Origin of the sequence: Luteimonas sp. 22616, from assembly GCF_052044325.1 — a bacterium.
Taxonomy (GTDB): Bacteria; Pseudomonadota; Gammaproteobacteria; order Xanthomonadales; family Xanthomonadaceae; genus Luteimonas.
In genome coordinates this window covers 2,476,164-2,501,390 of sequence record NZ_JBQEMW010000001.1, presented here as the reverse complement: position 1 = coordinate 2,501,390, position 25,227 = coordinate 2,476,164, and the positions used below count along the sequence as shown (strand labels likewise).

General features: G+C 69.5%; 19 protein-coding genes, 2 tRNA genes and 1 pseudogene. 7 read left to right on the top strand and 15 right to left on the bottom strand.

Annotation, left to right across the window (positions count from 1 at the left end):
- The first annotated feature begins 130 nt into the window (after positions 1 to 130).
- From ACTJIL_RS11490 to ACTJIL_RS11480, 3 genes are all read left to right on the top strand, one after another.
- Positions 131 to 967: an arylamine N-acetyltransferase family protein gene (locus tag ACTJIL_RS11490; RefSeq protein ID WP_440755635.1), complete on the top strand. Its 837-nt coding sequence runs from the start codon at positions 131 to 133 to the stop codon at positions 965 to 967.
- A 144-nt stretch (positions 968 to 1,111) separates the two neighbouring features.
- The gene (locus ACTJIL_RS11485) at positions 1,112 to 2,233 is read left to right on the top strand and encodes an alpha/beta fold hydrolase (protein WP_440755634.1); all 1,122 of its coding nucleotides are present in this window, start codon (positions 1,112 to 1,114) and stop codon (positions 2,231 to 2,233) included.
- Positions 2,234 to 2,589: 356 nt separating this feature from the next.
- Positions 2,590 to 3,726: an MFS transporter gene (locus ACTJIL_RS11480; RefSeq protein ID WP_440755911.1), complete on the top strand. Its 1,137-nt coding sequence runs from the start codon at positions 2,590 to 2,592 to the stop codon at positions 3,724 to 3,726.
- 20 nt (positions 3,727 to 3,746) lie between these two features.
- On the opposite strand, the gene ACTJIL_RS11475 is transcribed toward ACTJIL_RS11480, so the two are convergent.
- From ACTJIL_RS11475 to ACTJIL_RS11445, 7 genes are all read right to left on the bottom strand, one after another.
- Positions 3,747 to 4,088, bottom strand: a complete 342-nt coding sequence (locus ACTJIL_RS11475) for a hypothetical protein (RefSeq protein WP_440755633.1) — start codon at positions 4,086 to 4,088, stop codon at positions 3,747 to 3,749.
- Positions 4,089 to 4,096: 8 nt separating this feature from the next.
- Positions 4,097 to 5,320: a mechanosensitive ion channel family protein gene (locus tag ACTJIL_RS11470; RefSeq protein WP_440755632.1), complete on the bottom strand. Its 1,224-nt coding sequence runs from the start codon at positions 5,318 to 5,320 to the stop codon at positions 4,097 to 4,099.
- Positions 5,321 to 5,429: 109 nt separating this feature from the next.
- Positions 5,430 to 6,653 carry a DUF418 domain-containing protein gene (locus ACTJIL_RS11465; protein WP_440755631.1) on the bottom strand — a complete coding sequence of 408 codons (1,224 nt, stop codon included), beginning with the start codon at positions 6,651 to 6,653 and terminating at the stop codon, positions 5,430 to 5,432.
- 105 nt (positions 6,654 to 6,758) lie between these two features.
- Positions 6,759 to 8,426, bottom strand: coding sequence for an MFS transporter (locus ACTJIL_RS11460; protein WP_440755630.1), 1,668 nt, complete (start codon positions 8,424 to 8,426; stop codon positions 6,759 to 6,761).
- Positions 8,427 to 8,813: 387 nt separating this feature from the next.
- Positions 8,814 to 10,487 carry a M28 family metallopeptidase gene (locus ACTJIL_RS11455; protein ID WP_440755629.1) on the bottom strand — a complete coding sequence of 558 codons (1,674 nt, stop codon included), beginning with the start codon at positions 10,485 to 10,487 and terminating at the stop codon, positions 8,814 to 8,816.
- Between the two features lie 113 nt (positions 10,488 to 10,600).
- Positions 10,601 to 12,853, bottom strand: a complete 2,253-nt coding sequence (locus ACTJIL_RS11450; protein ID WP_440755628.1) for a pre-peptidase C-terminal domain-containing protein — start codon at positions 12,851 to 12,853, stop codon at positions 10,601 to 10,603.
- Positions 12,854 to 13,131: 278 nt separating this feature from the next.
- Entirely contained in the window at positions 13,132 to 15,570 is a 2,439-nt protein-coding gene (locus ACTJIL_RS11445) for a winged helix-turn-helix domain-containing protein (RefSeq protein ID WP_440755627.1), read from the bottom strand.
- Positions 15,571 to 15,798: 228 nt separating this feature from the next.
- Here ACTJIL_RS11445 and ACTJIL_RS11440 point away from each other — a divergent pair, with 228 nt between their 5' ends.
- A complete protein-coding gene (locus ACTJIL_RS11440; RefSeq protein WP_440755626.1) occupies positions 15,799 to 16,566 on the top strand; it encodes a hypothetical protein in 768 nt (255 codons plus the stop codon).
- A 33-nt stretch (positions 16,567 to 16,599) separates the two neighbouring features.
- On the opposite strand, the gene ACTJIL_RS11435 is transcribed toward ACTJIL_RS11440, so the two are convergent.
- A complete protein-coding gene (locus tag ACTJIL_RS11435) occupies positions 16,600 to 17,463 on the bottom strand; it encodes a DNA ligase (protein ID WP_440755625.1) in 864 nt (287 codons plus the stop codon).
- Positions 17,464 to 17,731: 268 nt separating this feature from the next.
- Here ACTJIL_RS11435 and ACTJIL_RS11430 point away from each other — a divergent pair, with 268 nt between their 5' ends.
- Positions 17,732 to 18,151 carry a PepSY domain-containing protein gene (locus tag ACTJIL_RS11430; protein WP_440755624.1) on the top strand — a complete coding sequence of 140 codons (420 nt, stop codon included), beginning with the start codon at positions 17,732 to 17,734 and terminating at the stop codon, positions 18,149 to 18,151.
- A gap of 141 nt (positions 18,152 to 18,292) precedes the next feature.
- Here ACTJIL_RS11430 and ACTJIL_RS11425 read toward each other — a convergent pair whose 3' ends face one another.
- Positions 18,293 to 18,793, bottom strand: coding sequence for a hypothetical protein (locus tag ACTJIL_RS11425; RefSeq protein WP_440755623.1), 501 nt, complete (start codon positions 18,791 to 18,793; stop codon positions 18,293 to 18,295).
- 460 nt (positions 18,794 to 19,253) lie between these two features.
- Positions 19,254 to 19,628: a YciI family protein gene (locus ACTJIL_RS11420; protein ID WP_440755622.1), complete on the bottom strand. Its 375-nt coding sequence runs from the start codon at positions 19,626 to 19,628 to the stop codon at positions 19,254 to 19,256.
- Positions 19,629 to 19,769: 141 nt separating this feature from the next.
- Here ACTJIL_RS11420 and ACTJIL_RS11415 point away from each other — a divergent pair.
- Together ACTJIL_RS11415 and ACTJIL_RS11410 are read left to right on the top strand one after the other, a co-directional pair.
- A pseudogene (locus ACTJIL_RS11415) lies at positions 19,770 to 20,693 on the top strand (ABC transporter ATP-binding protein); the annotation flags it as partial.
- Positions 20,694 to 20,836: 143 nt separating this feature from the next.
- Positions 20,837 to 21,598 (top strand): ABC transporter permease, encoded by a 762-nt coding sequence (locus tag ACTJIL_RS11410; RefSeq protein ID WP_440755621.1) that lies wholly within the window; start codon positions 20,837 to 20,839, stop codon positions 21,596 to 21,598.
- Here the strand turns inward: ACTJIL_RS11410 and ACTJIL_RS11405 are convergent.
- The 5 genes from ACTJIL_RS11405 to ACTJIL_RS11385 all read right to left on the bottom strand — a co-directional run bounded on the left by ACTJIL_RS11405 (position 21,588) and on the right by ACTJIL_RS11385 (position 24,856).
- Positions 21,588 to 21,842: a DUF3297 family protein gene (locus ACTJIL_RS11405; RefSeq protein ID WP_440755620.1), complete on the bottom strand. Its 255-nt coding sequence runs from the start codon at positions 21,840 to 21,842 to the stop codon at positions 21,588 to 21,590. The two genes, ACTJIL_RS11410 and ACTJIL_RS11405, sit on opposite strands and share 11 nt — an antisense overlap.
- Positions 21,843 to 21,943: 101 nt before the next feature.
- Positions 21,944 to 23,164, bottom strand: a complete 1,221-nt coding sequence (locus ACTJIL_RS11400; protein WP_440755910.1) for an RtcB family protein — start codon at positions 23,162 to 23,164, stop codon at positions 21,944 to 21,946.
- Between the two features lie 59 nt (positions 23,165 to 23,223).
- Complete coding sequence (locus ACTJIL_RS11395) at positions 23,224 to 24,345, bottom strand: slipin family protein (protein ID WP_440755619.1); 1,122 nt, start codon at positions 24,343 to 24,345, stop codon at positions 23,224 to 23,226.
- Between the two features lie 370 nt (positions 24,346 to 24,715).
- Positions 24,716 to 24,783 (bottom strand) — tRNA-Ile (locus ACTJIL_RS11390).
- A 1-nt stretch (position 24,784) separates the two neighbouring features.
- Positions 24,785 to 24,856 (bottom strand) — tRNA-OTHER (locus ACTJIL_RS11385).
- Positions 24,857 to 25,227 lie beyond the last annotated feature (371 nt).

Genomic DNA, 25,227 nt, shown 5'->3' with positions numbered 1-25,227 from the left:
GACCTTGTGGAAGTGGCTTGAGCCAATCCCACGGGCGGCTCGGGGAAACGCTCCGTTGCGGCGCGCCGGGTTGCCGTGGCTGTGTGCGGGCGCATGCTTGTGTCCTCCGCAAGGACCATGGAGCGCTTCGATGTCCGACGACAGCCTCGACACGTCCACCTACCTGCACCGGCTCGGCATCGCGCAGCGGCCGGCACCCACGCTGGCGGCGCTGCGCGACCTGCAGCTGCGGCACACCAGTGCGATCGCCTTCGAGACGCTGTCGCCGATGCTGCATGCGCCGGTGCCGATCGACCTGGCCTCGCTGCAGCGCAAGGTGCTGCACGAGGGCCGCGGCGGCTACTGCTACGAGCTCAACCTGCTGTTCCTGGCGCTGCTGCGGGAACTGGGTTTCGAGGCCCGCGGCCTGACCGGGCGGGTGGTGATGGGCGGGCCGGAAGACGCGATCACCGCGCGCACGCACATGCTGGTGCTGGTGACGCTGGACGGGATGCGCTACACGGCCGACGTGGGCTTCGGCGGCATGGTGCCGACCGCGCCGCTGCTGCTCGATTCGCCGGACGTGCAGCCGACGCCGCACGAGCCGTACCGGCTCGAGCGGCGCGGCGACGGCAGCTACCTGCTGCGTGCGCTGGTGGCGGGCGAGTGGCGCGCGCTGTACGTGTTCGACCTGCAGCCGCAGGCGCAGGTCGATTACGAAGTGGGCAACTGGTACGTGTCGACGCATCCGGATTCGGTGTTCCTCGGGCAGCTGGTTGTCGCGCGCACCGGGGAAGGCTGGCGCAAGACCCTGCGCAACGGGGACTTCGCCGTGCATCGAACCGGCGTCGACACGCAGCGCCAGCGGCTTGCCGATGCCGACGCCGTGGTCGCCGCGCTCGGTTCGGAATTCGGCATCCGCGTGCCGCACCATCCCCAGCTGCATGGCGTCATCGAGCGTTTGTTGCGCCAGGAGCGCGATCCGTAGCCATCACCCGCGCCGCGCCGCGGCGTATCGCGACGGCCGGGACGAATGGCACTCGCTGCTTTGGCGTTGGCTGCTAGGTTGTTGGCGAGAGACCGGCGCGCATTGCCCGCGCGCAGCCTGCATGCCATCGACGGAGCCATTCGCGTGAAGAAGACCACCATCCTCCTGCTGTTCCTCGCCGCGCTGTGCCCGGCCGTCCATGCGCAGGAGACGCCGCGCGAAGATGCGTCGTATGCCAAGGCCCGGGATGTCGTCCGCGACCTCGAGCGCATCGTCGCCCCGACCGGGATCCAGGAGACCTACAAGGCGCGGATCGGCGGCATCGACCAGTGGATCAACGTCCGTGGCCAGGATCGGGAAAATCCCGTCATCCTCTTCATCCACGGCGGCCCCGCATCGCCGCTGATGCCGACGATCTGGGAGTTCCAGCGCCCGATCGAGGAATACTTCACCGTCGTCAACTACGACCAGCGTGGCGCCGGCAAGACGTTCCTCGCCAACGATCCGGACGCGGTCGCCGATACGCTGCACATCGAACGCTATGTCGACGATGCGATCGAGATCGCCGAGTACGTCCGCAAGCGCTACCACAAGGACAAGGTGATCCTGATGGCGCACAGCTGGGGCACGGTGGTGGGCATGGGCGCGGCGCTCAGGCGCCCTGACCTGTTCCACGCCTACGTCGGCATCGGCCAGGTGATCAACGTGCGCGACAACGAGCGCATCAGTTTCGACTACGGGCTGGCGCAGGCGAGGCAGTACGGCAACGCCGAGGCGATCGCCGAACTCGAGTCGATCGCGCCGTATCCCGGCAACCAACCGATCACCCGCGAGCGGATCATCATCGCCAGGAAGTGGCCGCAGTTCTACGGCGGCATGAGCGCGTACCGCGATGGGTCGGCGAAGTACTTCTTCGGCGCGGCGCTGCTGTCGCCCGAGTACGACGCCGATGACGCGAAGGCGATCGATGCCGGCAACGTGTTCACGCTCGGCAGGGTCCTGCCCCAGTTCCTCGAGGTCGATTACAAGGGCGTGCGAGAGTTCCCGATCCCGGTGGTGATGTTCATGGGCCGCCACGACTACACCACGCCGTCGGCGCCGACCGCGCAGTGGCTGGAACGGGTGAAGGCGCCATACAAGCGCGGCGTCTGGTTCGAGCGCTCGGCGCACATGATCCCGTGGGAGGAGCCGGGCAAGTTGCTGGTGAGCCTTCTCGAGGACGTGCGACCACGCGCGGTCGCGGCCGAGGACGACGCCACTCGCTGAAAGGGCAGGCGGCCGGGTGCCGCCGTGCCCGCGCGACGCTATGCCGTCCGGGTCTTGCCGGCTTGTTCACCGGGCCTGCGCCGAGGCTGCGGCCACAAGGGAATATCGGCCTGCGCCTCGAGCATGGCTTCCATGTCCGACGACACGCGAGGCGCACGGACCGCCAACGGATACCCGCGCATCGCAGGCCACAGCGTTCCACCCCTGGTTGGCGGGGCTTCATGGTCACGACGCATGTTGCAATGCACAATACGCCTATGGGTCCCTTCGAATCCCCTGGCGCGGTCGCACCTGCTTCGTCCGCCGCGCGGCCGTTGTCGCCGCGCGCGGTCAAGCTGATCCTGTTCGCGCTGGGCATGGGCGGGTTTGCGATCGGCACCAGCGAATTCGCGGTGATGGGCCTGATGCCCGAGATCGCGCGCGGGCTGGGCATCAACGAACCGCAGGTCGGCCACGTGATCAGCGCCTACGCGCTGGGCGTGGTGGTGGGCGCGCCGTTGCTGGCGATCCTCGGCGCGCGCCTGTCGCGACGCACGCTGCTGCTGGCGCTGATGGCGTTCTATGCGCTGGGCAACATCGCCAGCGCGCTGTCGCCGGGCTATCACTCGATGCTGCTGTTCCGTTTCATCGCCGGGCTGCCGCACGGTGCGTACTTCGGCGTGGCGGCGCTGGTGGCGGCGTCGATCAGCCGACCGGAGCAGCGCGGCCAGGCGGTCGGCCGGGTGATGCTCGGCCTGTCGATCGCGCTGCTGGTCGGCAACCCGCTGGCGACGTGGCTGGGACAGGTGCTCGAATGGCGCCACGCATTCGGCCTGGTCGCGCTGATCGCGTTGCTGACGGTGGCGATGGTGGCGCGGTCGCTGCCGCCCGATCCCGACGAACCGCACCAGGATCCCATCCGCGAGCTGCGCGACTTCAACCGCAAGCCGGTGTGGCTGGCGCTGGCCATCGGCGCGATCGGCTTCTCCGGCATGTTCTGCGTCTTCAGCTATCTCGCCCCGACCATGACCCAGGTGACCGGCCTGCCGGAATCGTGGATCCCGTTGGGCCTGGTCGCCTTCGGCGTGGGTAGCATCATCGGCACCCTCGGCGGCGGCTGGCTGTACGACCGCCTGCAGTTCCGCGCGGTGGCGCTGCTGCTGGCGTGGTCGGCGGTGGTGCTGCTGGTGTTCCCGCTGGCGGCGCATGCGGCGTGGTCGCTGCTGCTGGTGGTGGTGGCGATCGGCACGATGGGCGCGCTGGCGACGATCCTGCAGGCGCACCTGATGGCGGTCGCGGCCGGCGCCCAGACGCTGGCGGCGGCGTCCAACCATTCGGCATTCAACGCCGCCAACGCGCTGGGCCCGTGGCTGGGCGGCATGGCGATCAGCGCGGGCCTGGGCTGGACCTCGACCGGCTACGTCGGCGCGGCCACCGCGGTCGCCGGCCTGCTGGTGTACGCGTGTGCGCGTCGCGATGCGCGCCGTGCCGAGGCCTGCGTGGCGGCAGGCTGAGGGGAAAGTGCGACCGCCGCTCAGGGCGGCAGTGCGGCATGCCAGTCGCGGTACGGGGTATTGCGTGCCAGGCGGCGGTTGTAGTCGGGCGCGCCGTCGTCCCACCACGGCGGCCCACGCTCGCCGAGCGCGAGCTTGGCCGCGTGCACCCGGCTTCGGGCGGCGCGTTCTTCGTCGCGGTCTGCGCGGTCTCGCGCGCGCCGGATCGCCGATCGCGCCCGCATCAGTTCGGCCACGAGCCGCGTGCGCTCGGCTTCGGGCAGGGTGGGATCGCTGCAGCGCCACAGGCGCCCGCGCACCACGAAGTAGCGCCCATCGGGCGTGACAGGAAAGGGAGCGTCTGCGCGTGCGGGTGGGGGCATCGCGCTGGCTAGCGTGTCGGCGGCGGCGTGGAAGGTGGTGCCTGCCCGGCGGCCGCATCGGCGTCGTTCACGTCCTCCGCGCCCGGCGACACGGTCTGCTCGGTGACCTCGGCCGAAGCGGCGTGCAGGGCGTCCAGCGCATTTCCCTGCGAGAGCGCTTCGCCGTCGTGCGTCGCCGTGCGATCCAGGCTCATGCGCATACGCGGCAGTGCCTCGGGATGCGCCTGGTTGAGGTAATCGATCATCCGTTCGCGCACCGCGCAGCGCAGGTCGAACAGGTCGCCGGAGTTGCGCGCGCTCACCAGCAGGCGCACCTGCACGGTCGATTCGCTGGTTTCGGTGACCTGCGCCACGCAGACGCGGCCGTCCCAGCGCTCATCGGTGCTGCAGATGCCCTGCAACGCTTCGCGCACCTGCGCCATCGGCGTGCGGTAGTCCAGCCACAGGAAGGCGGTGCCGAGCAGCTGCGCACTGGTGCGGGTCCAGTTCTCGAACGGGTTCTCGATGAACCACTGCAGTGGCACCACCATGCGCCGCTCGTCCCAGATACGCACCACGACATAGGTCGCGGTGATTTCTTCGATGCGGCCCCACTCGCCTTGCACGATCACGACGTCGTCGAGCCGGATCGGCTGCGCCAGCGCGATCTGCAGGCCGGCGATGAGGTTGCCTAACACCGGCCTGGCGGCGATGCCGGCGATCAGCCCGAGCACGCCGGCCGAAGCGAGCAGGGTTGCGCCCAACTGGCGGATCGACGGAAAGGTCATCAGTGCCAGCGCCACCCCGACCAGCACGATCGCGCCCTGCACGACGCCGCCGATCACGCGGGTCTGGGTCTGGATGCGCCGTGCTGCCAGGTTGTCGGCCACGTCCACCGGATGGTTGCGGATCATGCGCCGCTCGATCGCGCGCACCGCGCGCACCCCCAGCCACGCCAGGCACAGCAGCAAGGCGACGACGATGCCGTGCTGGAAACCGTCGATCCAGCGCCGCGGCAGCGGCATGGTGGCCACCGCCGCGTCCAGGAACAGCAACGGCAACGCGATCGATGCGGGGATCGAGATCACCTGCACGATGCGCGCGCGCAGCGATTCCTGCTCGCGCAGCCGCGCACGCCGGGCGGCTGCGAGCAGTCCTCGCCGGAGCATCCAGCCGAGCAGCAGCGCCACGAGCAGCGGCCAGGCGATGGCAAAGATGAGTGGCCAGTCGAGTGTCGGGTTCGAAACGCGCATCGATGCGATGCTGCGCGCGCGTGCGTGAGGTCGCCGTCGATTGCGCTCCGCGCCTGCCGTTGACGGGCGCAAGCGGCAAGGCAAGCGCAGCCCAGTCGCGAGTGCCGGACTAGGATCCTGCGGCCAGCGTCGGCGCCGCACCGTCGTCGGGCTGGCGACGCATCGGCTGCCGCCGGCCATAGGTCAGGCTGCGCCAGGCCCATTCGGCGGGACCGAAGCGGAACCTGTCCAGCCACCAGCGGCTGAAGGCGACCTGCACGCCGAACAGCGCCAGCCAGGCACCCATCACGGCGACCATTCCGTAGCGCGGGCCAAGCCCGATCCCGATCCCGTAGAACACGGCGACGCCGATGATGCTGTGGGCGAGGTAGTTGCTCAGCGCCATGCGCCCGACCGGTGCGAGATGCACCAGCCACCGATGCCAGGCAGGACGGAAGAACAGGTGCACGAACAGCGCGGCGTAACCGAGCGCGACCATCAGCACGATGTCGTGGCCGAACGTGCGCAGCAGCAACGCGCCGGTATCGCTCGTCGGCCAGGGCAGGCGATGGTAGTCGGACAGCATCACCAGCAGCGCCAGCGCCAGTCCGGCCGGCAGGCACCACAGCAGACACTTCCAGAGCCGTGAATGGGCGTGCGGGTCGCGCAACGCGCCGCTGTTACCAAGCGCCACGCCGATCAGCATGCGGCCTGGGATCGACAGCATCAGTCCCCACTGCGATTGCCGCCACCAGTGCTCGAACGCGGCATTGCCGTGCAGCATCGTGCCGGGATGACTGCTGGAGAATGCCGCCAGCGCGCCGGCGAAGGCCTGGTCGTGCGGTGCCAGCGGCCAGCCGCCGGGCCACCACTGCGCCAGCGGCAGGTTGGGCACGCTCACCAGCGCCACGCCAAGGATCGCCAGGTTGCGCGGCCGCATCCGCGCCAGCGGCAGCAACAGCAAACCGGCCACCGCATACCAGCGCAGGATGTCGCCCCACCACAGCACCGAATGCAGCAGCCCGATCAGGAACAGGATCGCCAGCCGGCGCAGGTACCAGCCCCGGCCGCCGCGTTCGCCGATGCGCTGCATCTGCAGCGCGAAGCCGATCCCGAACATGATCGAAAACAGGCTGATGAACTTGCCGCTGGACAGCAGCGCGCTGGCCGGGTCGAGCCAGCGGTCGATGGCGAATGTCGGCAGCGCGACGGCCGCTTCCGGCGGCAGGAAGAAGTAAAGGCTGAACGCCTCGAGGTTGGCCAGCAGCACGCCGGCCAGGGCGAAGCCGCGCAGCGCGTCGAGCAGGTGCAGTCGTTGCGATCCCGGGATCGGTCCGGGTGGAGGGAGGTTCATGGTGGCGATGTATTGCGGCGTCGCGGGGCGCCGGCAGTGAGGACGAACGGCCTGCGCGCCCGCAACGGGCCATCAGCAGTTTCTGCAGAAACCGCTTATGGATTCCTACGCGTCCTCGCGCGCGGCCAGCGCGTCCTGGATGTCTTCCAGCCCGTGGCCGCGGGTCTCGATGCCGCTGCGCAGCAGCATCACCGCCGAGACCGCCATCGGCAATGCGATCAGCAGCGCCGAGAGCATGAAGTGTTCGAGCAGGCCCATCACGCCGAACGCCGCGCCGAGGATGCCGCCGAACTTGGAGCTGGCCGCGATCACGCCCGAGCCGGTACCGCGCAGCTGCACCGGGTAGATTTCGGCCGCGTACGGGATCAGCGTGGCGATCACGCCGCTGACGCTGACCAGCAGCGCGACCGTCGCCAGCGTGGTCGCCCGCGCCGATTGCAGGCCGGTCAGCGCGATCGCGAAGAACGCGAGCAGGGCAAGCGTGGTCAGGGTGATGAACAGCACCAGCGTGCGCACGCTGCTCCAGCGGTGATACAGCCACACCACCAGCGCGATGCCCGGCAGTGCCAGCAATGCCGATTCGGCCAGCACCGCGTTGACGCCGGCCGGGTCGACGCCGAATTGCACCAGGTTCACCGGCAGCCACAGCACGAAGCCGAAGTTCACCAGCCCCCAGGCCACGCCGCAGACCACCAGCCCCCAGGTGATGCTGGCGTGGCGGCCGCGCAGCAGCGCGCGCATGCCCTTGACCACGTGCGGATCGTCGAGCGCCGGTGCACCGGGGTGGCGGCTGTCGTCGGCCTCGACGGCCGCGGCGGTTCCGGAGAACTTGCGCAGCACCGCGCGCGCTTGGCGTTCGAGCCCGGCGTTGGACAGGAAGCGCGGCGACTCGGGGATGTAGCGGTTGAGGATCAGGATCAGCAGCCCGGTGGGCAGGTTGAGCAGCCACAACACGCGCCAGCTGAACAAGGGTTCCAGCGTTGCTGCCGCGCCCGCCGCGAGCAGGTAGCCGGCCGAGGTGCCGACGCCGCCCAGCGCCACCAGCAGCCAGCCGCGATGCGCGGCGGGCACGGTTTCGGCCATCAGCGTGAATGCGATCGGCAGCATGCCGCCGGCCGACGCGCCCATCAGGAAGCACATCACCAGGTTCCATTCGAACGTCGGCATCGCGCCGCAGATCGCGGTGCCGATGAACATCAGCGCCGACAGCAGGATCCCGGCGCGACGCCCGAACACGTCCGCCAGCCGCCCCCAGACGATCGAACCGACCGTGGTGCCGATCAGCGCCACCAGCGCCAGCACGCTGGCAGTGGGCTTGGTGATCGAATACTCCGCGCTCATCCCGGGCATGACGAAGCCGAGCGTGGCCGGCTTCATCACGTCGACCGCCAGCGCAACCACCAGCACGACCACCAGCTTCCAGTGCTCGCGGTTGAGCGCCACGCCGTCGGCGACGTGGAAATACAGGTGGCGGCCGGGCAGGTGGCCGCTGCCGTGCAGCGATTCGCGCAGGTGGTCCAGCCGCGGCATCAGGCCGAAGCCGGCCAGCAGGACGCCGGCCGGGACCATCGCCATGCCCCACAGCATCCACGCATCCATCGGCATGCCCACCATCTGCCAGTGCGTGTGCTGGCCCATCATGAACATGGGCATGTGCGACGCGACACCGGCGATGATCAGCGCGCAACCGGCCCAGAACGCGAGCGGGTGGTGGAAGGCCAGTCCCTGGCGGTCGTCGTCGCGTTGCGTGCGCAGCTTGGGGGCTTCGGTCATCGAATCACTGGCGGGCGGCGCGCGCGCCGGAGCTGCATAGCATGGCGGCCGCGATGGGGTGCCGTAAACCAGTCGCCACACCGGCCTCCTGTGGGAGCGGCTTCAGTCGCGGGCTTTTCGAGCGCCATATGCACTGCAGGCGCGGCTTCAGGCGCGAGCTTCGGCTCCCTCCCCTGCGAAGGCAGGGGAGGGTTGGGGAGGGGTGCCTTCAGCAGCACCACAAACCGTGGACACCCCCTCCCAACCTCCCCCTGCCTTCGCAGGGGGAGGGGCCGAAGCAAAGAGCTCGCGGTTGAAGCCGCTCCCACAAAATTCGCTTCCACATGCGGAGCAGCCTACCCACGAACCCCACCCGCGGACTGAAGCCGGTGTCGCGCGACGGCCGTGTTACTTGCGCTCGGCCGCGGTGGCGTCGCGGGCGGCACGGAACTCGGAGTCCTGGCTCCAGTTCGGCCAGCGGTCGGAGTTGGCCAGGTCGCTGCCCACGGCATGGAGCAGCTGCAGGTCGCGGGCCATGCCGGTGAACGCCCAGCTCGCTTCCCACTCGTCCGCGGGCTGGTGGTAGCGGTTGGCGGTGTATTCCGCGGAGATGGCGCGGCCCGCGGCGACGCCCCCATCGACCATATCCTCGCCGGAACCGAACGACACCGCCGGCACGCCGCGCTTGGCGAACGGGAAGTGGTCGGAGCGGAAGAAGTAGCCGGCCTCGGGCTTGGAGTCGGTGGCGTAGCGCAGGTCCCACTGCTTCGCGGTCTCGACCAGCTGGTCGAGCAGGTCCTGCTTCGCGCTGCCGGAGGTGGAGAAGTCGCGCGCCGGGCCGTGCGGATCGAGCGCGTCCATGTTGAGCACCGCGACCGTCTTGCCGAGCGGGTACAGCGGCTTCGATGCGTAGTACTCGGAGCCGAGCAGGCCCTTTTCCTCCGCGGTGACGTTGAGGAACACCAGCGAGCGCTTCGGCTTCTCCGCGGCATTCGCGAACGCGCGGCCCATCTCGATCAGCGCCACGGTACCGGTGGCGTTGTCGACCGCGCCGTTGTAGATGCGGTCGCCCTTCGCGTCGGGCTCGCCCATGCCCAGGTGGTCCCAGTGCGCGCTGTAGACCACGGTCTCGTCGGGGCGTTCGCTGCCCTCGATGCGGCCGACGATGTTGTACGAAGTGATGACCTGCGAATCCACCGCGTACTTCGCCGAGAACGTCTCGCCCTTGAGTTCCACCGGCTTGAAGTCGCGCGACTGCGCCTGCTTCTTCAGCGCCTCGAAGTCGAGGCCGGCGTCCTTGAACAGCTGGACCGCGAAGTCGCGCTGGATCCAGCCTTCCATCTGCGGGTGCGTGTCCGACGGCTTTTCGCGCACGACGTCGAACATGGTGTTGGTGTTGGAGTTCTTCACCGTCGCCCAGCCGTAGGACGCCGGCTCGGTTTCGTGGATCACCAGCATGCCGGTCGCGCCCTGGCGCGCGGCTTCCTCGTACTTGTAGGTCCAGCGGCCGTAGTAGGTCATCGCCTTGCCGCCGAAATCGCCGTCGCCGGTTTCAAAGTCCGGGTCGTTGACCAGTACCAGCGCGATCTTGCCCTTCAGGTCGACGCCCTTGAAGTCGTCCCAGTCGCGTTCCGGCGCGGTGACGCCGTAGCCGACGAAGACGATCGGCGCGTCCTTGATCTCCACCGACGTCGAGCCGTCCATCGCCGCGCGGATCGCGACCTGCTCGCCCTGCGACAGCGCCTGCGGCTTGCCGTCGATGTCGACGGAGAGTTCCGGCTCGCCGCTGATCTGCGCGCGCAGCAGCGGCACGGCCTGGGTCCAGCCGCGGTTGCCGTCCACCAGGTCGCCACCCGGCTGCAGCCCGGCGGCCTGCATCTGCGCAGTCACATAGTCGATGGTCTTCTTCTCGCCGGCGGTGGCCGGGCCGCGGCCCTCGAACGCGTCGGAGGACAGCGTCTTGACCATGTCCGACATGCGCTGCGGATCGAACGTCGGTGCGTCCGCCGGAGGCGCGGCGAGGGCCGGCGACAGCGCCAGCGTGATCGAGAGGGACAGCAGCGAGGCGGCAAAGCGTGTCATGGCGTACCCGTGGAGACAGCCCGTTCGGCTGCGGCCGATGGTAGCAGCGACGGTTGTGCCGGATGCGCCGGTGGTGCGTCCTCCCCCGTGGCGCGGGGGAGGACATCGCCAACTCAGTACCGCGCCTGCAGCGTCAACCTGCTGAACGCCTTCACCCCGACCACCTTGATGTAGTACGTGCCCGGGGCCGGGTTGGTGATGCGGATGGTCTCGCTGTTGCCGGGACGGCTGGAGCGGCCGTCGGCGTCGCCTTCGGTCGGCACGCCGTTGCGCTTGGCCAGCAGGGTGATGTCGCCGCTGCCGCCGTAGGACAGGATGTTGAGCATCCTCGCGCCTGCCGGCACTTCGATCGCGAACAGCAGTTCCTCGCCCGCAGCGCCGGACAGCGCGGTCACCGGGACCTTGTTTTCCAGCGGCGTGGCCTCGGGCGCTTCGCCGGCGGTGAACACGTGCACGCCGGTGTTGCCGCCGAGCGCGAACAGGCGGTCGTCATCGGTCGCGTACAGGCGCTGCGCGCCCTGGTGCCCGAGTGGCGTCAGCTTCACCTGCGTGGGTTGAGTGGGGTCGGTGATGTCGAGCTCGTGCACGCCTGCGTTGTCGGCGAACCAGGCGCGGTCGCCATGCAGGGCCACGCGGGTGTACTGGCCGTTGTCTTCGGCATTGAAGCGGCCGACCACCGCGGGCGCGGCGGGATCGGCGATGTCGATCACCTGCACGCCGGTGCCGCAGGCCAGGTAGAGCAGCGAGACGGCGCTGTCGATCGCCAGGTCGTAGCCGTTGCCGCAATCGGCGTTGAGGTGCGAGACCTCCACCGGGGCTGCGGGATCGGCGAGGTCGAACACCCGCAGGCCGCCGTCGGCGGTGGTGTTGGACTCGTTGCTCTCGGCCATGTACGCGTGGCTGCCGTCGACCTTGAGGGCGTAGGGCTGGTTCGACAGCCCGCCCTGCCAGACCAGCGTCGGCGCGGCCGGGTTGGAGATGTCGGCGACGCCGAACAGACCGCCGTTGGTCCACTTGGCGACGTAGGCGTACTGGCCGGCGACGTCGAGCACGGCGGCGAACGGGAATGCCATGCGCCCGGCTTCCACCGGCGCGGCCGGATCCGACAGGTCCACGCCGACCAGGCCGTAGCCCCACGACGCCAGCCAGGCGATGTCGCCGGACATCGCGATCGCCTCGAAGCTGCGGCTCTCGAGCTTCTTCGGCAGGTCGACTTCGAAGCGCGCCGTCGGCGCCAGCGTCTGTGGATCGTTGACGGTCAGCCCGTAGTTGGGCTGCACCAGCACCGCGCTGCCGCCGTGCATGGCGATGTCGCGTGCGGCGATGCCGACCGGCAGCCACGAGGTGGACACGCGTGTCGGCGTCTGCGGCGTCGACACGTCGACCGCCTGCAGCAGGTCGGTATCGGTCGGGATCAGCAGCAGGTTGCCGCTGCGCACCACGCGGCGCCCGGCGAAGGCGTCGATGTCGAAGTGCCCGGCTTCGACAGGCGCGTCGATGTCGGCGATGTTCCACGCGTCCAGGCCCTGGCCCCAGCCGAAGCTGTAGGCGTAGTCGCCCACGCGCACGCCGGTGATCGCCGGCGGGATGTCGAGCCAGCCCCGCTTGCTCAACTGGCCGCTGGCATTGAGGTCATACAGGGTGAGCTGGTTGCCGGTGCCCAGCACGAAGCCGGGTTCCGGCGCGAGGCTGAAGTTGTCGAGGCCGTCGACGCCGTTGCCGGCGACCTGGGTGGGCAGCTCCGGATTGCTGGCGTCGTAGATGTCGAGCACCGTGCCGCCGAGCCAGTTGCGGCCGGTGCCGTAGATTGTGCTGCCGCTGGCGATGATGCGGGAGTACTGCGTCGGCACGCCGGTGATGCCGGTGGCGGCGAACTGCGGCGCGGCCGGGTCGGCCAGGTCGGACACGAACACGCCGTGGTTGTTGTCGAACAGGTACAGGTGGTCGTTGGCGATGGCCAGGCCGAGCAGGAACTTGTTGTCGGCGGCGACGTAGTCCTCGGTCTGCCCCACCAGCTCCGGCTGGGCGGGGTCGGCCAGCGAATAGACGGCCACGCCGCTGCTGCCGTCGTAGCCGCGCCAGCTGGCGTAGAGCTGGTTGCCATGAAGGGCCAGGCCGTTGATCGCGGCATCGGCGGGCCCGCTGGTGGCCACGCGCAGCGGCGCAGCGGGGTCGCTGTAGTCCCAGGTCGCGATCACGCGCCCGGTGGGGATGTAGACGCGGTCGCCGGCGACGACCGGGTCGGCGGCCACGGCGCCGCCGCGCAGCAGCGACAGCGACAGCGGCGTGTCGGCGGCCTGCGCCTGTGGGGTGGCGGTCAGGACGAGGGCGGCGGCGAGGGCGCTGGCGAGCAGCTTGATAGCCATGGTGCGTGCTCCTTGGAAGCAGGGGTCATGCCGGGACGACGGGCGTCGCGGGGTCGGAAGGGACGACGCGCCTCCCTGCGGGGGCAGGGCGGCGCGGGTTCGGGAGCGGGCTCCCGGCGGCGCGGCCGCAGCGAAGGCGGTCACGCAGCTTCCGGAACTTGGGCGGGGGCGTGCCTGCGGTCATTCCAATGCAGTGACGATCGCTTGACGAACGCATGACCGCGGTCGCATCCGCCGGCATCGTGCTCCGGTCCGCACGGCAAGGATCGGCGCGGTGGCTACGATGCGGGTGCGAACTGGGTCGCGGTTTCGGGCTCGGCGGGCGGTTCGCGCTCGCCGGCCAGCTCTGTTGCACGCGCCTGCGCAGCCTGTGCCTGCGGGCCCTGGCCGAGGCTGTGCAGCAGCCGCGCCTGCAGCGCGGCGAGGTCGAAGTCCTGCCCGGCCCAGGGCGCCGCGCGACCGACCAGCGCGCTGGCCTCGTCGCTGCGGCCGCGTTCGAGCAGCCAGCCGGCGTGGGCGACCACCACCGTGGCGATCTCGGCCGGGATCCCGCGCTGTTCGGCCAGCGCCAGCGCCGCGCGGTAGCCGGCGTCGGCCGCGGCCACGTCGCCGCGGGCCCGGCGGGCGACGGCGCGGACCAGCAGGTCGGGCAGGGTGTCGCCGAGCGCGACGTCGGCGGCCGCCGACACCGGCAGGTCCGCGGCCAGCGCGGCCTGCTCGCGGCGCAGCCGCAGCCAGGCGCGGCGACGGGGATCGCCCTGCACCGGCCAGGTGCGCAAGGCCACGTCGGCCAGCGCCGCCGCCCGCGCCGGGGTATTGCTGCCCAGGGCCAGTTCGACCTGGAGCAGTTCACGGCGGCCCTGCTCGCCGGGCTGCGACTGCCCGGCCTCGGGCATCGCCAGCAGCCGATCGGCCTCGCGCAGGCGCCCGACCTCGATCAGCGCGCGCACGCGGGTGAGGACCAGGTCCGCGCGCTGGGAGGGGGCGCGCAGCTTCGGCAGCAGGGCCCAGGCCCGCTCGCTTTCGGCCATCGCCTCGTCGCGCCGCAGCAGCTGCAACAGCGCGATCACGCGCATGTTGCGGAAGGTGGAGAGTTCATTGATTGCACCCATCGCCTCGAAATCGCGCGCGGCGCGGTCGAGGTACGGCAGCGCCTGCGCCGGGTGTCCGCGCTCGACTTCGAGCACGCCGAGGTTGGCGTCCACCCGCGCCACGGCCAGGGTGTCGCCGGCGCTGGCCAGTTGCATGCGCGCCTGGCCGAAGTCGGCCAGCGCGCGGTCGAATCGCTGCCGCAGCGCGTGCGCCACCGCGCGCCCGCTCAGGGCCACGCCCAGTTCGGTCGGCTGCGCGCGGTCGCCGACCGCCGCGATGGCCTCGTCGTAGCTGCGCCGGGCCTCGTCCGGGCGGTCGAGCCGGATCAGCATCGCGCCGCGCGCGTTGAGCAGCTGCACGCGGAAGCGTGGGTCGTCGCGCGCGTCGTCGCCCGCCAGCAGCGCGTCGAGCGTGGCCAGCCCGCGTTCGTACTGTCCGGCGCGGAAATCCACGCGCGCCAGCTGGTAGCGCAGGCGCGGCTGCGCGCGCTGCAGCTCCGGCGCGGCGAGCAGGATCTCGCGCGCGGTCTCGATCTGGTTGGCCAGCATCGCTGCGCGCGCGCGTTGCAGGCGCTCGGCCAGCGCCGGGGGATCCTCGCTTTCGCCGGCAATCGCGTGGCCGCCCAGTGTCGCGGCGAGCCGCCCGGCGGCCTGGCGCGCAGCCTGCAGCAGGTCGGCATCGTGCGCCTCGGCGTTGTGGTGGACCCCGGCTTCGTCGCTGGCCTGCAGCCGCACGTCCCAGCCGTCGCCGGCGCGGGAAGCGCGGCTGTCGACGATCCACCGCGCGCGCGTTGCGCGGAGAAGCTGCCGCGGATCGTCGTCGGACTGCTGGTGCAGCAGGCCGAGCGTGGTTTCGCTGGGCAGCACCGGCAGGCCGCTGCGCAGCAGGCGGTCGCCGATGAAATCCATCAGGCCCAGGCGCGCCCAGCTGGCGTCGCCGGGTTCGCGCAGTTCGGTGGGCAGCACCATGATCGCCCGCGGCGCGGTCGCGTCGCCGGCCGCTGCGACGGGCGCGTGCGCATCGCCGGCCTCTCGCGGCAGCCACCAGGCCGCCACGAGTGCCAGGCAGGCGCAGGCCGCGGCGATCCACCACGTCCGGCGAGAGAGGCGGCGCGGCGCGATGGCGACGGCCGATGCCGCCGGCAAGACGGTTGGCGCTGCGGATGCGGTGTGTCGGTCGATCGCCGCCGGCAACGCTTGCGCCGGCGGTTGCGTGGCGGCCTCGGCGTGCGTGGCGGGCGACAAGGACGCCGGATGTCCGTCGGTTTCAGTTTCGCTTTCGGGTTCGTCGGTCTGCGCCCCATCGGTTTCGATCGTGACCGGCGGCAGCCAGCGGAAGCCGAAGCGCGGCACCGTCCGGATCGAATGCTGTTCCTGGCCGTCGTCGCCGATCGCGCGCCGGCTGCGCAGCACCACCTGCGCCAGTTGCGCATCGGACACGTTGAGTCGGCCGAACACCGCCTGCACCAGTTCGTCGCGGCTGACCGCGCGGTCGCGGTGCTCGATCAGGCAACACAGGCATTCGAACACGCGTGCGGGCAGGGCAACGGCAACACCGTCGCGCAGCAGCTCGTGCTTGGGCAGGTCGAGGACGTGGTGTCCGAAGCGATAGCGTGCGATCGTCATGGACATCGAAAGCGGGGGATGGCGCCATGATCGCGTATCCGGCGCGCAGGCGCGAAGTACGCCAGCGTACCTTCGTGGAATTCCCGGCAGCGCGCTGCAACGCCGCATGAATGCGCTGTCGCCGCAGGCGGCGGCGTCGAGTTTCCAGCCTCGTGCATCCCAATCTCGAGCGGGCTGCGACAATGGCCATCCGCAGGGCCCGCCATGGACCCGCAACGGGGGACAAGCATGCGCAGGATGTCGCTGATGTGGGTGCCGGCATTGCTGCTGCTGGCAGGCGCGGTGGGCGCGCGGGGGGCGCCGCATCCGCACTGCATGGATGCGCGCCGCGTGCAGGAGGCGTTCCAGGCAGGGCTGCGCACGCTCGCCATTGCCCTCGACGATGGAGGGCGCTTCGAACTCGCTCTTGCCGCGGACTGCCCGCAGGCGCCCGGCCACGACGGCGGCGCGCAGGTGCTGGCTCCGGCCGGCTGGGTCTGCAGCGACGGCAGCGCGCACATCCGTCGCGGTACGCAGGCATGCCCGGTTGCCACGGTCGAGTCCATCGACGCCAGGCGCTACGCCGCGCTGGTGCGGCAAAGCCGATACGACCCCGAGGGCGTGCGCACGCTGGACACCGTGACCGTCCGCGGCGAGCGGCGCCATGGCTTCGTCGGTTCGCCGAACGCCTGTTTCAGCGCCCGCCACCTGCGCGGCTGGGCGGAGGATGGCGACGGCCTGATCGTCGAGGTATCGCCGCGCCATTCCGGCGGCAACCGCTATTACCGGGTCGAGCTGGTGCATTCATGCCCGGCATTGACCTCGTCGCCCGGCATCGTGCTGCGTTCGGGTTTCGGGATCGGCGCGATCTGCGGCAATCCCGGGGATCGGATCGAGCTGGCGCCCGACGGCGCGCCAGGCGCGGCAGCCGGCTTCATGGCCGGGATCCGGGGCAGGCAGGTGATGGGACGCACCGGATGCCCGATCCGTGCCGTCTATCCGATCACGCAGGACTAGGCACCAGACGAAGCATCAGGATTGACGCGCGCCTCACCGCGGATCCGGCGGCGGCATCTCGTGGCGCACGTGCAGGAAACGCGCGAAGCGCGGCACGCCGCGGGCCGATACGCCGTTGTAGCGGTAGGTGACGAAGCTGCCGACCGGCGGCGGCGCGGCGCGCTGGGCGTCGCTGAACCCTGAGCCGATGCGGAAACGCAGGCCATCCGGGCGCTCGACCACGAGCGCACCGAGCATGCCGCGGTACTTGCCCTTGCCGGGCGTGTGCGCGACCACGCGCGCCTCGGCATCGTCGTAGGGCTTGTACTTGAGCAGGTCGTCGCTGCGGCCGGCGCGATAGAGCGCGTTGCGATGGTGCAGCATCAGGCCTTCGCCGCCGTTGGCGACCACCGCCGCCAGGCGCGCGTCGAGCATGGCGACGTCGTGGCCGCGCGATTGCCGCACCGGCCGCAGCCAGGCGATGTTCGTCGCATCGAGCAGGCGGCGCATGTGCGCGACGCGGGATTCGAACCGGCCCGGATCATTCGGCAGGTCGAAGACCATGAAGTGCATCCGCCGCCAGTCACGGTCATCCGCGCGCGCGGCGCGCACGATGCCGCTGGTTTCCTCGAAGCGCCCGCGGCCGATCCACAGCTCGCCGTCCATGGCTTCCGCCGGCCAGTCTTTCGTGAACCACGCCGGGGCGTGCACCCGCTGGCCGCCGCGGGTCCACAGCGCATGGCCATCCCAGCGCCCTCGTACGCCGTCGAGCTTCTCGCTGACGAAGTAGTCGCCGACCTCGATTCCCGCTTCGTAACGGGTCGCCAGCATCAGTGCGGGAGGCGTGAGCTGCGCCGCCGGCACCGGCGATGGTGCCAGCCACGGCAGCACGAACAGCAGGAGGCAGGTCAGGCGCATGGTGTCCGTCCTTGGAGATGCGGGGCATGGGGCGCGCTGTCGATGGCGCGGACACAAGACTAGGCAAGGGATGGCCCGCGCGCAGTCGGTCCGCGGCGCGGCGCGGGGTCGGGATCAGCGCCAATCGCGGGTCGGGAAACTCCCACGGCTCGCATTCGCGTTCATGCCGCGTCCACGACACGAAACGCCACCTGACCGGGGCCGCGTCGCTTCACCTGCGGTTTCTGTGGCACCGCCAAGACTGCAATCCCCCACAGGAGCCAACGACATGAAGCATGCATCCCTACTTGGCATCGCGCTGGTGTGCGCCACCGGTTTTGCGCTGGCGCAGGACGGCATGACCGAAGCCCAGGTCCGCGCGAAGCTCGAAACGCAGGGCTATACCAAAGTCAATGACGTCAAGTTCGAAGACGGCGTGTGGAAGGCCGACGCCCGCAGCGCCGATGGCAACCGGGTCGACGTGCGCATCGACGCCAAGACCGGGACGATCCGCCCCGACGAACTGGTCGCCAACCTGACCGAGGCCGATGTGCGCGCCAAGCTCGCGACCGCCGGCTATACCAACGTCCACGACGTCGATTACGAGGATGGCATCTGGAATGCCGAGGCCGACGATCCGGCCGGCAAGGACGTGGAACTGAAGATCGATCCCGCCACCGGTGCGGTGATGGGCAAGGAAAAGGACTGAGGCAAGGACGGACGCATCGCGGGGCGCGCGCCTTCGCGATTCGACGCGCGGCAGGTCATGTGCCTGCCGCGCGGTCTTTTGGACGGCGGGCGGAAAGCGCCTCGCGGCGCATCGCGCCGTTCGCGGAAACGCACGCTTGCGTCAGCGATGCAGCGCGCTGGTCGCCTCGTAGGGCAACTGTTCGGCGCCGGCCTCGCGCAGCGCAGCTTCGGCCGCGGCCATCGCCTCGGGCGTTTCGTCGACGACAAGCAGGATGCGCCCGGCGCGGATCTCCGATTCGAAGCGCCGGTGCACCTCGTCGGGGACCATCGAACCGATCAGCGCCGTGACCCAGCTGCCGACCGCCGCGCCGATCAGCGTGGTGATGGCGACACCGGCGATGGTCAGGCCGATCGGCGGCACCACCACGCCCACCAGGCCACCGATCAGGCCGAGCGAACCGCCCGCCATTGCCCCGCGCGCCGCGGCCGGCATGAAGTCGTTCTCGGCGTTGCGCAGGTCGGCGGGCACTTCCTCCATCTCGATCGCCGAGTCGGCGATCAGCGAGATGTCGTGCTCGCCGATGCCGGCGCGCCGGGCGGCGGCGATCGCGGCGGTGGCCTGCGCGACTGAACCGGTCACGAAAACGTGTCGTGTCTTCATGGATTCCTCCTGGCCTTGGCTGGTGGGAGAGGCATGACGAAAGCGGCTGCGACGAGACTAGGGGCCGGCGTGGAAAGGGCACGTGATGCGGGCGAGCCGGCGCCGGGCAGCGGTCAGGCTGCGTATCTCGCGTTCAGGATTGAAATCGGCACGGCCGCCATTCCCGGACTCGACGCGCTACGACGCGGCGATCGACGTGCGGCTGTTCGGGAAGGTGTCGAGGGCGGCGGACGACGTCGACGCTGAGGCTGGCGCGCTGCCGCACATGCTGGAACCAGGCGCGGCGCCGGACGCGGCGTGCGTCATCACGGCGTGCCGAGGCATGCGTGACCCAGGCAGGGTTCATACGATGCGCCGGGGATGGAGAGCTGTCGGGGGTGTAGCCCCGATCCACGGTCTCCGCGGCCCAGCGGTTCGTGGATGGCTCGGCGCGTTCGCGCCGCCGGGTTTGCGCCGGCCTTCAGGCGCCGACGCGGCGCCGCACTGCATCCACGTCGCGCACGGCGCGCACTTCCAGGCAGCCCACGCGTGCCCACGGGAACTGCGAGGCGATGCGCACGGCTTCGTCCATGCTCTCGGCCTCGATCAGGTTGAAGCCGCCGAGGATTTCCTTGGTCTCGGCGAAGGGGCCATCGACGACGCTGGTGCGGCCGTTGCGGATGCGCACCGACTTCGCCGTGGATGCGTCTTCAAGTTGCTGGAAACCGAGCAGCTTGCCGTCGGCTTTCAACTCGTCGGCATGGCCGAGGCAGGTGCGCATCATCGCGTCAGGCTCGCCTTCGGGCAGGGCTTCGACGAGTTCGTTGTCGATATAGACCAGGGCCAGGAACTGCATGCCGTGCTCCGGGGGTAGGGAGGACGCATTATGGCGGCCCGGCGCCGGCCGCGCGGGATGGACCGGATCTTCCCGCATGCGGGACAGTGGCTACGCGTGCACTCCGGTACGATTCGTCTCCTCCCGCCTGCCGGTTCCCGCATGCAGCCCATCATCTCGATCGAGCGCCTCGGCAAGACCTACGCCTCGGGTTTCCAGGCGCTCAAGTCGATCGACCTCGAGATCCGCCGCGGCGAGATCTTCGCCCTGCTCGGGCCCAACGGCGCCGGCAAGACCACGCTGATCAGCATCGTCTGCGGGATCGTCAACCCGAGCAGCGGGCGGGTGCTGGCGGACGGCCACGACATCGTCCGCGACTATCGCGCCGCGCGGGCGAAGATCGGACTGGTGCCGCAGGAGCTGTCGACCGACGCGTTCGAGAGCGTCTGGGCGACGGTGCGCTTTTCGCGCGGCCTGTTCGGCAAGCCGCGCGACGACGCCTACCTGGAGAAGCTCCTGCGCGACCTGTCGCTATGGGACAAGCGCGACAGCAAGATCCTCGCGCTGTCCGGCGGCATGAAGCGGCGCGTGCTGATCGCCAAGGCGCTGTCGCACGAGCCTTCGATCCTGTTCCTCGACGAACCCACCGCCGGCGTCGACGTCGAGCTGCGCCACGACATGTGGCAGATGGTGCGCGGCCTGCGCGAGCGCGGCGTCACCGTGATACTGACCACGCACTACATCGAGGAGGCCGAAGACATGGCCGACCGCATCGGCGTGATCAACAAGGGCGAGCTGGTGGTGGTCGAGGACAAGGACGTGCTGATGCGCAAGCTCGGCAAGAAGCAGCTGACGCTCAATCTGCAGGCGCCGCTGGAAGGCATTCCCGCCGAACTGTCGGGGCTGCCGCTCGAGCTGTCCGAGGACCGCCAGTCGCTGGTCTACACCTTCGATACCCAGACCGAGGAAACCGGCATCGCCGACTTGCTGCGCAAGCTGGCCGCACATGGCATCGACTTCAAGGACCTGCATTCGAGCGAGAGTTCGCTGGAGGAGATCTTCGTCAGCCTGGTGCACGGCAACCGCGCCGACGCCTCGGCACTGAAGCCCTCCCCTTCAAGGGGAGGGTTGGGTGGGGATGGGTTTCCCCCGAGCCCCATCGAAACCCATCCCCATCCCCGCCTTTCCCTTGAAGGGGAAGGAGACAAGCAGGGGAGCCAGCAATGAGCATGAACTGGCCCGCCATCCGCGCCATCTACCGCTTCGAGATGGCGCGCACCTTCCGCACCATCACCCAGTCGATCGCGTCGCCGGTGCTGTCGACGTCGCTGTATTTCGTGGTGTTCGGTGCCGCGATCGGCTCGCGCATGGGCGACATCGACGGCGTGGGCTACGGCGCCTTCATCATCCCCGGCCTGATCATGCTGTCGCTGCTCAACGAGAGCATTTCCAACGCCTCGTTCGGCATCTACATGCCCAAGTGGTCGGGCACGATCTACGAACTGCTGTCGGCGCCGGTGTCGTTCATCGAGGTGATCATCGGCTACGTCGGCGCGGCGACCACGAAGTCCGTGATCCTGGGCCTGCTGATCCTGGTCACCGCGCGCGTGTTCGTGCCGTACGAGATCGCGCATCCGCTGTGGATGGTCGCCTTCCTGGTACTCACCGCGGTGAGCTTCAGCCTGTTCGGTTTCATCATCGGACTGTGGGCCGACGACTTCCAGAAACTGCAGGTGATCCCGCTGATGGTGGTCACGCCGCTGACGTTCCTCGGCGGCGCGTTCTATTCGATCAGCATGCTGCCGCCGGTGTGGCAGAAGATCACCCTGTTCAACCCGGTCGTGTACCTGATCAGCGGCTTCCGCTGGAGTTTCTACGGCGTGTCCGACGTCAACGTGGCGATCAGCGTGGTGGCGATCCTCGGCTTCCTCGCGCTGTGCCTGCTCGCGGTGTGGTGGATCTTCCGCACCGGCTGGAAGCTCAAGTCGTAGGCGGCGCGGTGTCCTTGAACCAGGGCTCCACCGTGCCCTTGACCTTGACCGTCATCGGGTTGCCGCGGCGGTCCAGGGCCTTGCCGAACGGCAATCGCACCCAGCCTTCGCTCACGCAGTATTCCTCGACGTTGGTCTTCTCTTCGCCATTGAAGCGCACGCCGATGCCGCGTTCGAGCGCGGCGGCATCGTGGAACGGGCTGCGCAGGTCGGTGGACAGGCGGTCTGGAGGGGTGTCGCTCATGTCGGATTCTCCGTGCGGCGGCCGCGCCGCAAAGCCGGGAGGATAAACCTTGCGGCAACAAAATGGCCGCCCCCGGAGGGGCGGCCGATCGTGGAAGTGCATCAACCCTTGATACACACCACCTGGCGCAGCGTGTGGACGATCTCCACCAGGTCCGCCTGCGCCGCCATCACCGCGTCGATCGACTTGTAGGCGGCCGGGGACTCGTCGATCACCGCCGCGTCCCTGCGGCATTCGACGTGCGCGGTCGCTTCCCGGTGCTGCGCCAGCGTGATCTGCTGGCGCGCCGCACTGCGGCTCATGACCCGGCCGGCGCCGTGGCTGCAGCTGTGGAAACTGTCCGTGTTGCCCTTGCCACGCACGATGTAGCTGCGCGTGCCCATGCTGCCCGGGATGATGCCAAGCTCGCCCGCGCGGGCGCTGACCGCGCCCTTGCGGGTGACCAGCAGCGATTCGCCGCCATGCGTCTCGCGCTGCACGTAGTTGTGGTGGCAGTTGACCGCCATCTTCTCGAGCTGGAACTTCGGCAACCGGTGGCGCATCTCCGCCAGCACCCGCGCCATCATCGCCTCGCGGTTCTCGCGGGCATAGTCCTGCGCCCAGGACACCGCTTCCACGTAGTCATCGAACAGCGGCTCGCCTTCCATGAAGAACGCGAGGTCCTTGTCGGGCAGGTGGAAGCCCAGTACGCGATGGGCCAGCTCCTCGCGCGCCCGCTCGATGAAGTAGGTGCCGATCAGGTTGCCGGTGCCGCGCGATCCGCTGTGCAGCATCACCCACACCGCATCGGCCTCGTCGAGGCAGACCTCGATGAAGTGGTTGCCACCGCCGAGCGTCCCGACCTGGCGGTCGAGCTTGTCGGTGCGGATCCGGCGATGCCTGGCCTTGATCGCCTCAAGCCGCGCGACCAGCCCCGATTGCGCGATGCGCGTCTCGATGCTGTCCGGCAGCCTGTGGTGTTCGCCGCCACGGCCATTGCCGACCGGCACGCCGCGTTCGATCGACGCACGCAGCTGCGCCAGGTTGTCCGGCAGGTCATTGGCGCGCAGCGTGGTCCGCACCGCGGCCATGCCGCAGCCGATGTCGACGCCGACCGCGGCCGGAATGATCGCGCCACGGGTCGGGATCACCGAGCCCACGGTCGCGCCCTTGCCCAGGTGCACGTCCGGCATCACAGCCACCCATGGCCCGACGAACGGGATCGCGGCGATGTTGCGCAGCTGCGCGTGGGCCTGTTCCTCCAGCGGCACGCCGCGCACCCAGCCCTTGATCGGCGTGGTGCCGTCTTCGGCGTGCAGAAATTCATATTGCATGGTTTGCATGTTCATCTCTTCATTCCATCGAAAGGCCCGTGCCGCGGTTCCGTCCGCGGCGCGGGGTGCTACTTGATCGTCACCAGCTGCTTCAGCACGCCATCCAGGCCGCCGAACACGGTGAGCTTGTCGATCTTCTCGGTGACCTTCTCCAGCGCCTCCAGCTCCTTCAGGCGCATGAGCGTCGGGCTCTCCTCGACCAGCTTCGCGGTGTTGAGCAGCGAACGCGTGGCGTTCGCCTCCTCGCGACGACGGATGACGTTGGCCTGGGCCGCCTTCTCCGCCTGCACGACGCTGTTGAGGATCTCCTTCATCTCGCCCGGCAGGATCACGTCCTTGACACCGACGCCGAGGACCTCGACGCCGAACCCGCCGACCTTGCCGCGCACGTAGCCGAAGATGTCGGCGTCGAGCGAAGCCTTGTCGCCGAGCAGCTCGTCCAGCGTCTTGGCGGAAACCGCCTTGCGCAAGCCGTACTGCAGTTCGCGGTAGAGGTGGTCGCCGAACTTGGCCACCCTGGTGCGTGCGGCGACCGGGTCGGTCACGCGCATGCTGGCGGCCAGGTTGACGCGCAGGCTGACCTTGTCGCGGGTCAACAGCTCCTGGCCCGACACCTCGACCGACTGCACGCGCAGCTCGATCACCTCGGCGGCCACGTTCTTCCGGAAGTTCCAGAAGGCGTAGGCGCCCGGCGCCAGCGTGCGCGCCAGCTTGCCGTCGATGAACACCAGGCCGGCCGACTCCACCGGCACCTCCACCGCCACCGCGACCCTGGACAACAGGCCGAGCTGGCGCAGGCGGTTGGCCGCGGCCTCGGGCACTTCGAGACCCTCGGCCAGCGACACGCGCTGCACCTCGACGCGGACCAGGCCGCGCCAGTACAGCTTGCGCGAACCCGGCGCGAGCACGTCCTCGAGCTTGCCGTTCTTCAGCACCAGGCCGACTTCGTCGGCGCCGAGGTCGACATGCACGAAAGTGTCACCCAGGGCATCGCCCAGGCACGCGACCAGCGCGTCGACATCGTGGCCGGCGTATTCCGGCGATGCGATGTTGAAGCTGCGCACCTCGACACGCTTCAGCGGGTCGAAGATGCGATAGACGCCTGCGTCGAGCACGCGCTCGAACTGACGGTTGCGATACACCAGGCCGCGCTCGCCGTCACCGATCACGACCCTCTTGGTCCAGAACATGGGAGTTCTCCTTGGTTGGCTCTGGTGATCCGACCCTCGATGGATGGGCAGGCGCGCCGGGTCGGTTCGCGCGCCTGCATCCCCTCCGTTGACGAAGGGAAAGGAAAAAGTGGAAACGCCCCTGGCGTCGACGCCGCGGAGCGATCGCGCTGTCCGCATGGAGGCCGGCCCTTTCCGTTGCGATCGCGGTGCACTGCGATCGCATGGCATGGGCCCGGCCGGCACGCTTCGAGGACGAGGGCCCGGCGACGCCACCGCTGCGGATCCCGTTGCGCGATGCACCTGAGCACATCACCTGGCGGAACGCCGCGCGGGGCGTTTCCTGGTGTGGGACTTTCGCCCCGTGTCATGACGTTACAGGTCATGTTTCTTGGAGCGGGACTCGAACCCGCGACTCTCGGTTTATTGGACCGATGCTCTACCCGACTGAGCTATCCAGTGGCTGACGTGCCGGATTCGAACCGGCGACACACGACATCGAGGTCGTTGCTCTGCCTCTGAGCTACCGTCATCGTGGAACACCTTCTCCCGGCCTCGGGCATACGCCACGGCAACGCCGCGCGCACCGGACGGGCATGCGAGCCCGTACCGCTGGAAGCCGTTCGATCGATGTTCCGCATTGGCGCCTGTTTCGAAGCGCCAATCCGTTTGCGTGACCGGATCCGATATGTCTCGCCGCCCGCCGCCCGCCGCCCGTGCCCGGCATCCGGGCACAGCGCTTGCGCGCCTCACAGCGGGAATCCCTTCCACGGGCGGTCCATGCCCGGATGCCTGGGATGCGAATCGGTCACGCGATACTCGTGGTTCTCCATTTGCGAACGCACAAAACAAAACGCCCCCGGACGTGGATCCGAGGGCGTTCGCGTTCCTCGGAGATCGGGG